This is a genomic window from Cupriavidus sp. HY129 (genome assembly GCF_059492215.1).
The window spans coordinates 187,759-201,748 of sequence record NZ_CP083256.1 but is presented as its reverse complement, the minus strand read 5'-3'; the positions used below and the strand labels follow the sequence as shown (position 1 = coordinate 201,748).

At 60.1% G+C, this 13,990-nt stretch carries 12 protein-coding genes and 1 tRNA gene; 1 reads left to right on the top strand and 12 read right to left on the bottom strand.

Features of this window, described 5'->3' with window-relative positions:
- Positions 1–28 precede the first annotated feature (28 nt).
- Positions 29–116 (top strand) — tRNA-Ile (locus K6G35_RS29895).
- Between the two features lie 1,539 nt (positions 117–1,655).
- Here K6G35_RS29895 and K6G35_RS29890 read toward each other — a convergent pair.
- The 12 genes from K6G35_RS29890 to K6G35_RS29835 form a co-directional block, all read right to left on the bottom strand.
- Positions 1,656–3,383 carry an ATP-dependent helicase gene (locus K6G35_RS29890; RefSeq protein WP_058698213.1) on the bottom strand — a complete coding sequence of 576 codons (1,728 nt, stop codon included), beginning with the start codon at positions 3,381–3,383 and terminating at the stop codon, positions 1,656–1,658.
- A 255-nt stretch (positions 3,384–3,638) separates the two neighbouring features.
- Complete coding sequence (locus K6G35_RS29885) at positions 3,639–4,484, bottom strand: hypothetical protein (protein ID WP_058698212.1); 846 nt, start codon at positions 4,482–4,484, stop codon at positions 3,639–3,641.
- Between the two features lie 57 nt (positions 4,485–4,541).
- Positions 4,542–5,159 (bottom strand): IncC plasmid conjugative DNA transfer DtrJ family protein, encoded by a 618-nt coding sequence (locus K6G35_RS29880; RefSeq protein ID WP_058698211.1) that lies wholly within the window; start codon positions 5,157–5,159, stop codon positions 4,542–4,544.
- A gap of 3 nt (positions 5,160–5,162) precedes the next feature.
- A complete protein-coding gene (locus K6G35_RS29875; protein ID WP_233528063.1) occupies positions 5,163–5,456 on the bottom strand; it encodes a hypothetical protein in 294 nt (97 codons plus the stop codon).
- Entirely contained in the window at positions 5,431–5,937 is a 507-nt protein-coding gene (locus K6G35_RS29870) for a hypothetical protein (protein WP_058698210.1), read from the bottom strand. Before K6G35_RS29870 ends, K6G35_RS29875 begins: the two co-directional genes overlap by 26 nt.
- A gap of 7 nt (positions 5,938–5,944) precedes the next feature.
- Positions 5,945–7,801 carry a conjugative transfer system coupling protein TraD gene (gene traD / locus K6G35_RS29865; protein ID WP_058698209.1) on the bottom strand — a complete coding sequence of 619 codons (1,857 nt, stop codon included), beginning with the start codon at positions 7,799–7,801 and terminating at the stop codon, positions 5,945–5,947.
- A complete protein-coding gene (locus K6G35_RS29860) occupies positions 7,801–9,060 on the bottom strand; it encodes a TraI domain-containing protein (protein ID WP_058698256.1) in 1,260 nt (419 codons plus the stop codon). The genes traD and K6G35_RS29860 overlap by 1 nt, the downstream gene beginning before the upstream one ends.
- A complete protein-coding gene (locus tag K6G35_RS29855) occupies positions 9,060–10,109 on the bottom strand; it encodes a type IV secretion system protein (RefSeq protein WP_058698208.1) in 1,050 nt (349 codons plus the stop codon). Before K6G35_RS29855 ends, K6G35_RS29860 begins: the two co-directional genes overlap by 1 nt.
- On the bottom strand, positions 10,106–10,843 hold the full coding sequence (locus K6G35_RS29850; protein ID WP_070940838.1) for a TrbJ/VirB5 family protein: 738 nt from the start codon (positions 10,841–10,843) through the stop codon (positions 10,106–10,108). The genes K6G35_RS29855 and K6G35_RS29850 overlap by 4 nt, the downstream gene beginning before the upstream one ends.
- 11 nt (positions 10,844–10,854) lie before the next feature.
- Positions 10,855–13,308 carry a VirB4 family type IV secretion system protein gene (locus K6G35_RS29845; protein ID WP_058698206.1) on the bottom strand — a complete coding sequence of 818 codons (2,454 nt, stop codon included), beginning with the start codon at positions 13,306–13,308 and terminating at the stop codon, positions 10,855–10,857.
- The gene (locus K6G35_RS29840; protein WP_058698205.1) at positions 13,302–13,631 is read right to left on the bottom strand and encodes a VirB3 family type IV secretion system protein; all 330 of its coding nucleotides are present in this window, start codon (positions 13,629–13,631) and stop codon (positions 13,302–13,304) included. The genes K6G35_RS29845 and K6G35_RS29840 overlap by 7 nt, the downstream gene beginning before the upstream one ends.
- 1 nt (position 13,632) lies before the next feature.
- Complete coding sequence (locus K6G35_RS29835; RefSeq protein WP_058698204.1) at positions 13,633–13,980, bottom strand: TrbC/VirB2 family protein; 348 nt, start codon at positions 13,978–13,980, stop codon at positions 13,633–13,635.
- Positions 13,981–13,990: the final 10 nt, after the last annotated feature.

Sequence of the window (13,990 nt, the reverse complement as noted above, 5' to 3'; positions counted from 1 at the left end):
ACCTGGAAGTGCAGGTGCGCAATACTCAGGGCCGGACGCCGTGCTGGTTGCAGGCAGCGGACTCATAATCCGCCTCCGAGAGGACACCGTGGGTTCAAATCCCACCCGGCCCACCAAATGCGCAACGCCGATGCCCTCATTAAGCAGGCCGACTGAACATGTTGGAAGGAGGTCTGCCACCGAGGATGCCGCGAACTTGCTCAATAGCGGCCTGTGCCATGGCCGACGATGACCGTTTCGCTGACGACGGCTGGGCTAGGGCACGCGAGAGCCCAGTCGCAGCTCTGTCCATCTCGATCAGCCAGGCACGCGCTTGCTCATGCCCTAATGAATTACGGCGACCGTTGGCCTCGGTGATCACAATCGACGCCGAGTCGACCTCATAGATCCGACCGTCGGGTGCAGACACCCGTCGCCCACGGTATCGCTCAATGAGTTGGGCAACCTCCAGCCGGTCTTGTGCCGCCTGCGCGGCGGTTGCGCGCCTCTCGTCTTCTTGGGCCTTCCGAGTTTGGACGACATGCCTATAGTCTATGGGCCTTCCGAGGAGAGACTTGAGGTAGGCGAACAGCTCTCGTCCCCGGAGTGGACCAAGAAAGTGACCCGCTGCCGAAACAACGTCCGACAGTCGGTGGCCGGCCTCCCTCGCGAGCCGCATCAAAAGGAAGAGGGCGGACGTCGTCAGCTCTTGGTCACGCACGAGAGGCGCTAGATCAATGGGCACGGCCCGATCATCAATTTGCACAAACTCTCTCGGCCCCGAATGTTTCTTCGTAGAAGACTGGTTGGGGTTGTTTACGCCACTCACCGGTGCGAGACATGCGGAGCTGGACCGCGACTCATCGGAGCCCGTTCGAGGTTCTGGGTGCCCAAGCTCCCGGCTAGCGATCCCGATGCACTGTAGCAACTTTGCGGTGAACCCGATGCGCCCGACAACCTCGAGTTGCGTCCTCGTGCGTTGCTGCCTTTCACGCTCAATAAGCCCGGCGTCTTCAAGTGCGCCAAGCGCCCGATAGACAGTGGCCTCGCTAATCGCGAGGTGCTGCGCAATCGTTGCCTTCTTTATGAAGGCGAGCGAGGTGGGATCCTTCTGGTTCAGGGCGAAGCGGATGAGCGTTGCCAAGACTTGGCGATTGGTGATGTGCAAAGCGCGGAGCCCATCGGACTCGTAGACCAACGCGATCGCTCTGAGAATCCGCTCCGGCAGCCGGCCGGCATCGCACCTGGCTGGCTTGGCTTGCGAACCGTGGCTTTCGACAGGGGCCGGAGAGTGCGGCGCACCGCCACACGTTGTTGTTCTTCGGGCAATAGGAAGCCCGTCGAAGCGATATCTCATCTTCTTCGATCAATGCGCAAACTTGTGGGGAGCATTGACAACGAAGGGTGGGCTTCATAAACTCAGACTGTCTTGTTGTTGGACGAGTCAAGAGGGTTTTGAAGCCCGCTACGCCTTTTGTCAATGCCGATTAAAAGCCTGGAGCATGCGGACTCCAGGCTTTTTTCGCTTATGAGGATGCCTACGGGCTCAACAACCCCTCCTTGAAATCCGAGTGCCACCGCTACGCACAAAAATGAAGTGCCGGACGGCTATGGCACGCGCGATGGCAGGGAGCTCGCAACCATCAGACGCCACGAACGATCGGTTGCTTAATAAATCAAGTTAGCCCGGCTTCAACAACGAACCGGGACGTGGGGTTCTTCTTTGCCGTAGAAATCTGCAGCCAGTCGCGGGCGCGCGTGAGGGCAACGTAGAAAAGTCGCCGCTCCTCACTCTCCGGACTGGCTTCGTCCGGAACGATGGTTTCCTCGGCCCGGATCACAACAACAGCCGACCATTCGCGCCCCTTGGAGGCATGCATGGTCGTCAGCACCAAGGCGTCGTCGGCCGGCTCGTTATTCTTTTGGCGCAGAAACAGCACGCGTTCCGAGAATGGACCGTTCAGCCGCGTCAGGACGTCATATGCGGTATTGATAGCGCGCTTGCCCGGCTCGTCCGCCACAAACTTGAGCATCCATTCGCGCACGCCATCGAGAACGAGGGAAAGGAACTCGCGTTCACAGAGCGCTTGCCATTCCGCCAGCTTCTTCAGGAAATCGCGATACTTGTCGACTGTTGGTTCTGCGATCCCGGCCTGCACCAGGTCCTTTTTTCGCGGAATCGATCCCTCCGGCTTCGCCGTAGTCTGCGTGTGTAGCAGCTGCAGCTCATGCGAGCTGATTCCGGCGAAACCTAGCAGGGCATCGATGCCAGAGCTCTTGGACTTCTGAATCAGTTCCAGCAGGTCCCCCATCAACGCTGCCTCCGGGCGATCGAGGATAGAGCGGCCGGTTGCCCGGTAGTACTTGATACCGTGCGAGCGGCAGACGGCCTCCAATGGATCGAGAATGCGGTTCGTCCGCGCCAGCACGGCCGCCGTTTTGCCAGCCCGCAAAACCGGTGTCAGCGCCTCAACGGCTGAAACGGCTTCCTTGTACTCGTCCTCAAATCGCTTGAACTCGATAGCGCCGCCAGGCCCGCGATGGGCTACCAGCTCCTTCAGGATACGGTCCTTGTTGTTTCGAATGACACGATCCGCGATGTCCAGGATCTCAGTGTGTGAGCGGTAGTTCTTCCCGAGGATGACGGACCGTGCGTCGAACTCTTTGATGAATACCTCCATGCCCCGAAATCCGAGCGCACTTCGAAATCCGTAGATCGATTGATCATCGTCCCCGACCACCGTCACTATCGAACCGGCCTCCGCGTGCAGCGCCGTCCAGCGTGATTGCAAGCTGTCGCAATCCTGGTACTCATCGACCAGCAGGTACGTCATACGGTAGGGCGCAATGGTTCCGCTTTGCATCCCAGCTACAGCCAACCGCAGCATGTCCTGAAAGTCGATCTTGCCGTTCCGGGCCAGGGCGCTCTGATAGGCCTCATACAATTGAGCCTCCACAGTTCCTGAAGGCGGGTCGGCCAGTTGCATCTTGGCGCGCTCAATCGCAGCGATCGCATCCTCGACCTTCCCATCAAATCCCCCTTCCTGCAGGATCTGCCCGACGATAGCGAATCGAACGCCGTCGTGGACGATATCGGTGAGCTTGCCGGTTCCCTTCCCGAGTTGCTTATAGGCCAGCGAATGGAAGGTGCCCGCGAGCAGTCGCTTCTTGGCATCGGCCCCGGCTAGCGCCAGGATACGGTCACGCAATTCGACCGCAGCGTCCTTGCTGAACGTTACCGCGCCCACCGTCACGTCTGGGTTGGCGAGCAGCACGGCTGCCTTCGCCGCAATCGTCGCCGTCTTTCCGGCGCCTGGCACGGCCACGGCGACGCAGTGCTGACGCAGGTCGACCACCTCGCGCTGGGCGGGGTTCAGTCCTTCCAATACCTTTTCGAGCGACATGGCGATCGCAGTGTGGCAGTAAGTGGCACTTGGTGCCGGTTCAAAACAGCAAGTACCCCGAAGTGGTACCTCGGGGCAGATGTCGACGTCTGTTGATACGTTCGAAAGTGAGATCATGTCTCACGTGGTCCCACTAGCCATCACCAAGTGGCACTGCGTCCCACAGAGTGCCAATCCTCTTACTTCTAAACGGAGGGTAGAAACTAGGGCTTGGTGGGACTTGGTGTGACTGAGCGGGACCGTGCAGGCGGACAGTCAGACGCCGCGAACGGTGGTCATCAGCTTCAGGTGTGTCGTATAGCAGCGGAGGCCGAGCGGCTGGAACTTTCGCAGGAACCTCGTGACCTCGTCATTGACGTCCGTCATGTCGCGGATCCCGTTCCAGACCATGAAATCGAACTGGTCCATGGTTTGGTCGAACTTGATGAGGACCTGAAGCGCTCGGACGGCAAAGCGAGAGTAGGCCTGGACCTCCAGCTCGACGGACGGCCGCGTAATCGTCGGTTCGAAAACGATGTCGTCCTTGGCCCGCATCTCCTGCTCGCGTTGCTGGCGGTAGGCGGTTGCGACGCGCAGCTGCTCGTCGACATAGTCCTCGAGCTTTGCCAACTCACGCTCCAGGAACGTTTCGATGGTCGATAATTCGCTGCGCGAGAAGGTCGACTGACCGAAGCGCTGCAGGTTGAGCGACATGCGGTTCATGTACGGCCACCATTGCTCGAACAGCGGCCGCAGTCGGGTGTGATTCAACTTCAGTCCGACGGCCACGACAGCCGCGCCAGCGAGCTCGCGCTCGAGAATTTGACGACCCAGTTCGCGACGCCGGCGAACGATGGCTTGGCGGTCTGCCGGCGAGAGTTCGCGGAACAGCTTGCGGGTGCGCTCGACCTCTGCCTTCTTCTTCTCCAGGTCAGCCGTTGAAATGATGCCTTCCTTCCGCAGGGCGTCGGCAGACGCCTCCATCTCAAGCAGCTCCGACTCGACGTCATCGGGCCGATCCGCGGTGCCGGCAACGTCGACCGCAACAGCGGCCAGTGGCTGATCAAGCAGTTCGCTGACCGTAGCGGGCAGCTCGGCAGGGATTAGATCGGTAGTGGTCATAATTTCTCCTTGGATGGCCAGCCACTTGGCCTTTGGCATTCAGAAAGATGGTGTCGACTACTTGCCGACATGAAATGACGCCGCAAGGCGCCAGCTGAGCAAGCCGACCAGGCAGACGCCTAAGGTCCACCAGTAGGCCAGCAGGGAAATCGGAAGCAGCAGGGCGGATGCACCGAAGCCGAAGCACAGCAGCAAGCCATGTGCGGCGACATGGAACGTCACCGGGTTCGCGAACCCAGCGCCGGCGGCTCGGATCCTTCTCGACACGGCGCCGTCGTTGAGCAGCGCAGCAAGCAGCACCATGCCGCCAAACAGCCAGTAATGCGCAACCGCCGACCGATAGACCGCTCGATAGATGGTCAACCAGAAGTGCCGCATCCAACCACGCCCAAATTCGGATGCGCCGGCATCGGGTAGCGCCGTGTTCGCATCCGAGCCGGAGAACGATGCGCGCAACGCACCAGACCGGACAAACCATCGATCAAAGCGGTCGTTAGCCAACATCGTTGCCTTGTCCGCCTTGGGCTGTCCGAGCACATGTTCAACCGAACCCTGTTCCGCTTCACTCACTTCGAATACGGCATCGTCCTGTATGAACGGAGCGATGGCACATATCATCAGCGGCGCGGCTAGCATCCACATCCGAACATGGGAGACGAATCGACTGTTGGCCATGGCTCAGATCCAGTGCAGAGCGAGCAGAACAGGCAGCGCAGGGATCGCAGCGAGCGCGCCCCAGAACAATGCCGGCTTACGCGCCGCAATGCCAATCAGCGCGAAGCACGGGGCCGCGTTGCCGAGCAGGAATGCGCTTGGTATCGGGGTATCCGCATTCCCTGCGGAAATCCACGCCTGCATTTCGAACGCGAGTGCCTCGTCGACGCGAAAGAGCCGTGCGGCGATCCGCGGCTGGGTCTTGCGCAGCGAAGCGAGCGATTGCCTCGCCTTAGTATGCAAAGTCTCGAGCGACATCGTAGTTCTCGAAGTAGCGGGTAAAGCTGTACCCGGTCAGCACGCGTGCGGCCAACTGGAATGCTGCGCATCGCTGCGTCACATTCCCGGGAACTGGTTCGTCTACCACCTGGCAGACGTAGCCGATGGGCTGGCGTTGCTCGAAAGAGGGGATCGACTCGTGATAGGGATACCAAACGTTGTACTTCTCGCCCTTGAATGCGGCGTAGCGCTTGGCGTAGAGATCGTGGGCACGGCCGAACAGACCTTTCATGAAGGCCGCGTTGGCGTCACCATGCTTTCGAGCGGCGCGCCAGGCGGCGATAGCGTCTGTTAGCATCTCCTTGACCAACGGGTCTTCACGCACGCGGAAGTTCACGCCGATGTATTCGACTACCCGCGTGCATACGTCGTCCAGGTCTGGCGAGACGATGAAAACGGGCGAGAGCTTCGCGGAGAGTTTGTATTCCTTGGCGATTTGTCGGAACAGGCTGGTGCGCATTGACCTTTTAACCTTGGATAATTGGAATTCGACCCTGGTAGACGGAGCCACCGGAGATACGCAGGAAGTACTGCAGGTTGGGCAACTGCATGATCAACTCATGCGGAATCAATGGCGCTTTCTCAAGCTGGGTCGAACGTGACACGGAACCGCTGAACTCCCCGACATGCGCCTCGGTGCCAGTGCTTGTGCTGCTCGACACCACGACATTCCGGATGGCCGTGGTGCCAGCCTTCTCGCAGAACCACTCGGCCGTGTCGATATCTTCCAATCGTAAGACGAGCTGGTTGTTCAGATTGCCTAAAACCTGCTGCATCTTCGCCACGTTTCCCAGTTTGGCGGTGAAGTCCGAGCGTGTCTGGTAGGCGACGAATGCCTTGAAGCCTGCGCCACGGCCCTTGTTCAGGATCTGCAGCATCTGCTCGTTGATCGCCTCGGCTGCCTCGTCGACGATCAGGACGATCTCTGGAGGCTTCTTGTAGAAGTTGTAAATGGAACCGGCGACGGAAGCGATGTCGGCTAGCAGCATCGACATGACAGCCTGGGCCACCATAGAGTTGGAGAGCGAATCCGCACCGACATAGAGCACCGCCTTCTGCTTGATGACCTTATCGATGTCCCAGATCTCACGGTCATCGTCGAAGTCGTCTGCCTTTGGCGCCAGCATGAGGCCCGTCTCGCCGGTGGCCAGCATCTGGAGCAACGGCAGGGCAGAGGCGATGATGCGGCCGTAGTGGTCCCGATCGTGCTGGAACGTGGCGATGAGGCCATCGATAGCCTCGTGGCCATTCCCCTTGTCGGAGAAGCGCTCGATGTAGAGCCGGGCCATCCCGTCCAAGCGCGTGCCGCCTGGGCGCTGGCCGGCCTGTTGCATGTAGCCCATCACCTCCTCTTCCCAATCCGGCTTGCCGGCTTCAGGGAAGAAGCGCTGCAGGGCCCGATCCAGAAGATTGTTAATGCCGTTCTGGGCGTATTGAAGGATTGACCGCAGGTTCGGCTTGTCGCCGACGTAGAGTTCGCCCTTTACCGCGCGGTCGATGAACAAGAATGCGAACTGGCGGAAGGGTCCTTCCTCCATCAGCTGGGCGATGCGAGTTGGGATTTCCGAGGGTTGAGACCAATTTTCTAACGGGTTCAGGCGGATGGACTGCGAGGGAGCGGCCTGCTTCCAGTAGAGAAATTTGCGCCCAGTGCGCTCACACTCGCGCTTGACACGTGCGACCCACTCGCCGTCATTTTTCGGGTCGATGACGATTAAAACGTCGTTGGGATTGTGGATGACCTGGGTCGAAATGACCTCGTAGGTCCGGGTCTTGCCTGAGCCGGTCGTCCCGCTTACCGATGTATGGCCGGGCATCGCCTTGTAGTGAAAGGGCACCTGGATCTTCTTCGGCTCCATGCCGTGTATCCATGATTTGCCCTGGGGCGAATGGTCGGCAATGCTGCCCGCAGGCGCGAGCAGTTTCTCGACGCGCTCCACTATAGGCTGCGGCAGCCACCGCGGCAAGCCGGGAATATCGCTTGACGGCATGCGAAGGATGTCGTGCGCGATCTGGCAATGCTTCTGTGTCCACTCAAAGCCAGTGCCAAGATACATGGCATCGTCGGTCTTTCGTATGCGAGCGCTCAGCGCGAGGAGCGCCTCGATCGGAAGGACCGCAAGCCACTTGGTGGAGATGGCCAGCCGAAACTTCAGCGCGCGCCAAACCTGTGTAGACCGGAACAGCAGCATGCCAACGCAGAACAGGGAAAAATACCCGGCGCTCGGCATATCGCTTAGCAACATCAAAGCTGCGGCAAGAAGCCACCCGATCGCGGCCCGGAATTCATAAATGGGCCGAAAGTGATTGATGTAGTGGTGCATCACTCGCTGCTCTCTGGGGATTGCGGAGGGGACGCAATGAGGTTCGCCACCTTGTCAACCAGAAGGATGTCTTGGCCGACGATCTTGTAGAGCAGCTGGAACTTGCGAAGGTTGTCGATGAGCGTCTCGGACGCGATGCCGTAATTGCCGAGCATGCGCTTGCTAATTGCCAGCTTGTTATCGACCCACGATACTTTCACCTTTCCCGCTGACACGTCCTGTGCTAGCGCCCTGAAGAACTCGCGCATCAGGTTGGACGCACCCTCCAAGGCTTCCTTGAAGGGGTCGGCAGCCTGATCGGGGCGCAGCGACTTGGTGCCGTCGAGTTGTACGATGCTTCGCGCTACCTCGCGTTGCGTGCCTTCGGCTGTCTCGGCTTGAGACTGGGCTTCGCCAGTTCCAGGGCCTGCTTCCTTCTCCATCTGCGACACCACCACGGTGCTCGCGTTCTCCGGGCCGGGTGTCGAATCGGCTTGCGCCGGTGCTGGTGGGGCGGGTGCCTTGATCTGGGTCGAATCTACCGCGGCGGCTAGCGCTTCGACACTCGGTGCAGGCGTCCTGTCGGGCGCAAAGGCGGCGCGGCGGGCTTTGATCTCGAACTGTGTCACTGTGTCGATGGCCTGCCGGACAACCTTTTGAAGCAAGGTCTCGAGTCCGGTCGGTCGAGGCTCGGGGTTGATGGCGCCAAAAAGATCAGCGAGGACCTGGCCGTCGAACTGTGCGAGCCGGTCCGCACCAAGAATCTCGCGCGCCAGCAACGCGGTGCGCATGCGCTCCAGTGGGAGCACCGCATCGCGACGGGTGACGCGATACGTGTCATCGCTTAGCCACGGACCGAAAGCTCCATGCACGGCGGGGATCCACTCCGCCCCATCCCTATCCCGAAAGAATTTGAAGTGTCGGCATGACTCATCAAGGCGGGAGCAGCAGGCGGCGAGAAACAGCGCATACAGGTATTGCGGTTCCAACTGCCTGCGCCGTTCGGACGTCTGATTGGCCGCGAACTTTTGTGCGCCAGACAGGCGCATGGCGAAGTAGGCCGCCTCAACCGTTGCCCGGAACGCACCACCGGCCTCGGCGTGCTCGTTGTGGCGCAGCGGCATGCTGGAGAACCACGTCGCACAACGCTCCAGCACATCAAGCCACTTGCTGTTGAAGTCCGCGCCATCCGCTTCGTTGGCGTACTGTCGGATGAGCGCGACGCGGTCTGCCTGGGAGGAAAGGAGATCGGAAGCGGAAAGGTGAATGTGAGGGGTCATCATTTCCCTGCCAACTTCCTGCCGAGGTTCCAGGCTCCGCGCCCAAACATCTTCATGCCACCGGTGCCACTCACCCCGCCACCAGTTCCGAAGAGAGATCCGGCGATCTTCGGAATCTCCAGCGCGACAAAGCCCAATAGGATGGCAATACTGAGTGCGTAGCTTGCAGCAAGAAGCGTGTCCGTGCCGATGTTGCCAACGTCTGAGACGATGCTGAGCAGTGTGGCGCTCACCAGCTGAGAGATGATGGCGGCGACCACCATATACATCGATCCTGTAACCATGTAGTCCAGCCACGCTGTGAAGTATTTTCGGGAGACGTCCGCCATGCCAAATGCGACGGCTAGTGGGCCCACCACGATGCCTACGGCTACCTGCAGGTGACCCACCAGAATGAACCACGAGTAGATCAAGGCCGCAATCAGCACCGCAATGAATGCCAAGCCGAACAGAATCGCTGAGACGACGGCATCAATCAGTTTGAGTGGGTTGGCGAACCCCGCGAGTAGTGTCCTCAGCACGGAGTCGTAGAAGCTACCTCCGGTCCTTGCCAACGAGATTGGGACGTTGTAGATGTCTACCCCCCCGTTGATAGCTTGGGCGAGATCGTTGAACCAAACAAACAGCCCGGGCGCAAAGCTGGTGTAGCTGGCGTAGAGAGACGCGAAGATGCCAACTACCAGAAAGGTCTCAAAGAGATCCGTCCACGCGGATACTGCGTCGCTCGTTGCCGCGAATCGTAGGCCGGCGAAGACGAGGGTGATTACCCCGAGTCCGAATGCGATCTTGTTGGCGTCAGGTCGCGTCCGCTCGCTGAGCCAAACTGCAGCCTGGATGAGCCCGCTTCGCAGGCCGTTCATCTTGTCCAGCGCCTTCTTGATGCCTTGACCGACCTCACCAGGTGCGCCAGCACTTGCAGCCGTGGCGCTATCCCCACTGCTGATCGCTTCCTGCGCGACGGCAACGCAGGAAAAGAGGGTGAGGAAGCTGAAGACGAGCGCGGTGAGCATCGCACAGAGGCTGTGTCGGATCAGCGAGGCGTGGCTCATTTCAGGTTCAGGATGCGCTGACGTTGCTGTTCGCGTTCTGCCTGCAGCCGGCGCGCGACGTCTACCGACTCGGCCTCGACGGCCAGTGCCTTTTGATCCTTGTCGGCGTCTGACTGCGTCTTGGCGCTCATGATCTGCAGCAGATCGGAGTTCTGGTTTGCGAGGACATCCAGCATCTCATTCGTCGCTTCGGCAGCAGCTTGTGCCGTTCCAGTCAGCTTCATTTCCTTCTGGATCTTCTGGCGTCGCTTCGCCTGGGTCTGCACGTTCTTGACGACGCTGTTGCCCAGGTTGAACAGGTTCTTCGCGGTCTTGTCGCCGTTGGTGAGAAGCGTGCGCTGATCTTCAAGCCACTGACCGCTGGATTTGCCGGATGCGGCCACCATGCTCTGAACCTTGCTCAGGTAGTCGGCATTCTCGGAAACCGTGCCATAGAGATCCTTCAGCGTCACGCCGTAGACGTCGTATTTGCCGATGTCGTCCTTGATGGCGTCCAGCTGTTCAGCCAGGTGCACGGGGTCCATGCCGGTGGCCTGCAGCAGCTGGTTGGCCATCATCCGGTATTGATAGGCAATGTTTGTGTTCTCGTAGATCTCCGTTTTCAGCGATTGCAGGGCGGTCCGCGTCGTCTGGACCAGATTGGCCACATCGATAACGGGAAGCCCGCTGGCGTGGGCCACCGACGAAACAAGAAGGGATGCCGCGACCGCGGCCTTGATGAACCACTTGTTCACTGGAACTTTCCTTAGACGGATCGCGCGAGCATTTCGCGCACGTAGCTTTGCTGCCAGTCGGGTGCACCCGACGCGTAATGACGATCAAGAATCGATTGCGCGACACCATCCGAGCGCAACATCGCCACCATCTCGTCGGAGAACGGGCTTTGCAGCATCCGGGTCTGGGAGCGCGTGATCCACAGATAGTCGCGATTCGGTACTGCATCGTTGACCATCTGGATCTGGTCATCGGTCAGGCCGAACTTCTCCTTGTAAAGGTCCTTGCTGGTGTTCGCCTGGCTGTTCGGTAGGTAGATGAAGTTGCCGACGTTCTCTTTCAGGATCTCGAAGTCGGCAACCCGGGCCAGTTGTTTGAGCGATTGCGTCGCACCCCAGAGCGCCGCATTGAGCTTGCGGATGGTCACGATCCACATTTCGAACCGCTCGTAGAACCGTTTGTTGGTGAAGAAGAAGCCCAGCTCTTCCACCTCGATGATCGTGTATCGCGTGCCGAGGCTCTGGCTGATGCGATAAAACGCATAGTCCATGAACAGCGCGCCCGCCCGCGGATAGTTCAGGAACAGATCCCCCATCTCGATGGACAGGTTGTCGCTGATCTCGAACGCGTCTTCGGCATGGTCGAAGAAATGCCCGTACTGTCCGCCTTGCAGCCAGATTTGCAGACGTTCCCGCAAGCTGTCGTGCAGCAGCGTTGCGAGCCGGCCCAGGGTCCAGCTCTCTCGCCCATATCCGGCAAGGATTTTCACTGCCTCGAAGATATCCTGGCGTTGCTGGGGTGAAAGCGTGAAGGAGTCGTCCTCAATGGCCAGCGTCACCCACTCGGAGACGTAGGTGAAGTTCATAGGATCGGCCAACAACGACAGCGGATTGACCCGAGTCGCCGCTTCGAACTTGCCGGTGATGTCGATGAACTTCCCGCCACTCAGGAGCGCCGTGATGCGAGTGGATCTGTCCTTGTCGAATCGGATGCGGCGAGCTTCGTGCCTGCCAGCCTGGGAAACCAGGAAGTTCAGGAACACGGACTTACCCGCACCGATTGGGCCAATGACGATCAGGTGGGCATTTCCACCGGGCTGGTGCAGGTCGACACGCTGCGCGGTGCGATGGCGGGTGGGCAGGCAGGTCAGCGGTGGCACTTCCTTGCCTGCCTTGTCCGAGAGCCAGTCGTTGCGCGAGGGGCCGGGCATGACCGATCGGACCGGGGCGAGGTCGGAAACCGCGGGCGTCTCGACGAACTGCAGTCGGCGCTGCTTGTCCCAGCGGCCGGGCAGGGTAGAGTTCCAGGCGGCCATCAGATTGGCTTTCTCGCGGATTGCCCCGAAGCCAGCGTTGGTGAGCGCCCCAACCACCTCGCTGACCGAGTCCTCGACGGCCGCCTCGGAATCACCGTAGACGATGATGGAGATGTTGGCAAAGCCGTGCTGCGTGTTCTTGGCCGTTAGCCGCTGGAGCGCTTTGCCAGCTTCCTTGGCCAGTTCCTCGCGGCCCTCGTCGTTCTCGGCCTCTTCCTTGGCGAAGTACTGCTTCAGGATGGAGCGGATGTTGAGCGCTGCCATCTTGTAGAAGCGCCTCACCTTTTCGATGTAGGCCGCAGCGCGAGCCGTGTCGAGGAATCGATACATGATGCAGACATCGAGCTCGGCGTCGAGCTGCATCAGGCTGTCCAGTGCCGCTTCCTGAAAGCTCATCCATTCCTTAACGGCGACGATTGCCGCGTACCGCTTGCCATGGGCGGACTCGAACAACAGGCGCTCGGCGCCGACGGTCACTTCGGATTCGGTCAGGTGGGTGTCGAGCAGCGTCACCGGGTAGCGAATGCGCCTCGGCGGAACGCTCGGATTGGCAGCCTGGTGCAGGGCGGCGTAGCTTTCCTGCATGACAAGGCGGCGCGTGCGCAGACGCGGCACGCCGCCGGTGAAGGCGTCGAGCATCGACTCGAAGCGACGCGCATCGGTCGAGATCTTCTCCAGATCAAAGGCAAAGGCGCTGCGCGCGAAGAGCGTGTCCTTCGTCGCCTCGAAGATCGCCGCGTAGATGGACTTGCCACCGACCGTCATGTGGAAACCGGCCTTGTCGAAGAACTTCGCGATGCCGCTCTCCGGCGTGTAAGCGAGTGCCAGCGAGTGGGCATTGTGGAAGTACTTGCCGGTCGTCATGTGCGCCCGGTTAAGGGCGTCCAGACGCTCGTCGGCCTGCGAGGCGAACTCTCCTTCAACGTAGTCGCGAGCGCGCCGATGGCTGATCTTCCACCACGCGGTAATCCGGTTGTCGAACGTACGGCATGCCTGGTCCAGCTGATTGCGCGCAGACGTGATGTCATTGCTGTCGGGGCTGTCGGCGTCCACACCCTGAAACGCGTAGGAAGCGAGTAGCGACCCATCCTTGTTGAGGACGAGTTCCGGCGTAATCGATGTCAGCCACGGCACCAACTCATAGAGGGGACGGCGCTTTAACTTCAGCATGGCAGGTCGCTGTCAAAGCCGTAGGGACGGCGAAAGAGGGTATGCAGCTTGCCGTGCCACGGGGTGGACTCGTACAGATCGCCGTAATGGTTATAGACGTTCAGAATTTGGTTCCACCATGGATCCCGGGTCGTGAGCCAGCGCAAGAGCGCATGAAACGCCATGCCCATCAGCACCACCGCGACGGGGATCTTCCAGCCGCTGCGGAACGTCACGTACACCAGCAGAGCGACCACCGTGCCGTTGGCGATGGCCAGTCCGCGCACGGCCCCGCCGATTTGGCGAGGGCGGGATAGCCCAATGCTGACGTGGTGTTCGCGCATATCAGAATCCGGAGCACTGGGCAGCAACGCCGAGCGTCTTCATGATCGCCGGGGCTGCAGCGGCAAGACCGATACCGATACAGATCACCGAGACGAACTTCATGATGGTCGACTCGGAGTTGGCGATACCGATAGCGCCCAGGACGATCAGGATCAGACCGGCGACAAAGAGGTACTTCGTGTTGATGAACGTGGCGATGCCGCAGATGAATTCGCCGAGGTTGCCGAGGAACCCGTAGTCGGCCGCGACGGCGGATGTGGCCACGCTCAGCATGCCGACCAGGACCAGCATCGACGGGGCGTACTTGCGCGCCGTCTTGGCGGCACATTGAACAAACGGGGAAGACATTGGAGAGACT

Coding starts and splice junctions, on each gene's coding strand:
- K6G35_RS29890 (WP_058698213.1), bottom strand. CDS start 3,383: ATGTCGCTCGAAAAGGTATTGGAAGGACTGAACCCCGCCCAGCGCGAG.
- K6G35_RS29885 (WP_058698212.1), bottom strand. CDS start 4,484: ATGACCACTACCGATCTAATCCCTGCCGAGCTGCCCGCTACGGTCAGC.
- K6G35_RS29880 (WP_058698211.1), bottom strand. CDS start 5,159: ATGGCCAACAGTCGATTCGTCTCCCATGTTCGGATGTGGATGCTAGCC.
- K6G35_RS29875 (WP_233528063.1), bottom strand. CDS start 5,456: ATGTCGCTCGAGACTTTGCATACTAAGGCGAGGCAATCGCTCGCTTCG.
- K6G35_RS29870 (WP_058698210.1), bottom strand. CDS start 5,937: ATGCGCACCAGCCTGTTCCGACAAATCGCCAAGGAATACAAACTCTCC.
- traD (WP_058698209.1), bottom strand. CDS start 7,801: ATGCACCACTACATCAATCACTTTCGGCCCATTTATGAATTCCGGGCC.
- K6G35_RS29860 (WP_058698256.1), bottom strand. CDS start 9,060: ATGACCCCTCACATTCACCTTTCCGCTTCCGATCTCCTTTCCTCCCAG.
- K6G35_RS29855 (WP_058698208.1), bottom strand. CDS start 10,109: ATGAGCCACGCCTCGCTGATCCGACACAGCCTCTGTGCGATGCTCACC.
- K6G35_RS29845 (WP_058698206.1), bottom strand. CDS start 13,308: ATGCTGAAGTTAAAGCGCCGTCCCCTCTATGAGTTGGTGCCGTGGCTG.
- K6G35_RS29840 (WP_058698205.1), bottom strand. CDS start 13,631: ATGCGCGAACACCACGTCAGCATTGGGCTATCCCGCCCTCGCCAAATC.
- K6G35_RS29835 (WP_058698204.1), bottom strand. CDS start 13,980: ATGTCTTCCCCGTTTGTTCAATGTGCCGCCAAGACGGCGCGCAAGTAC.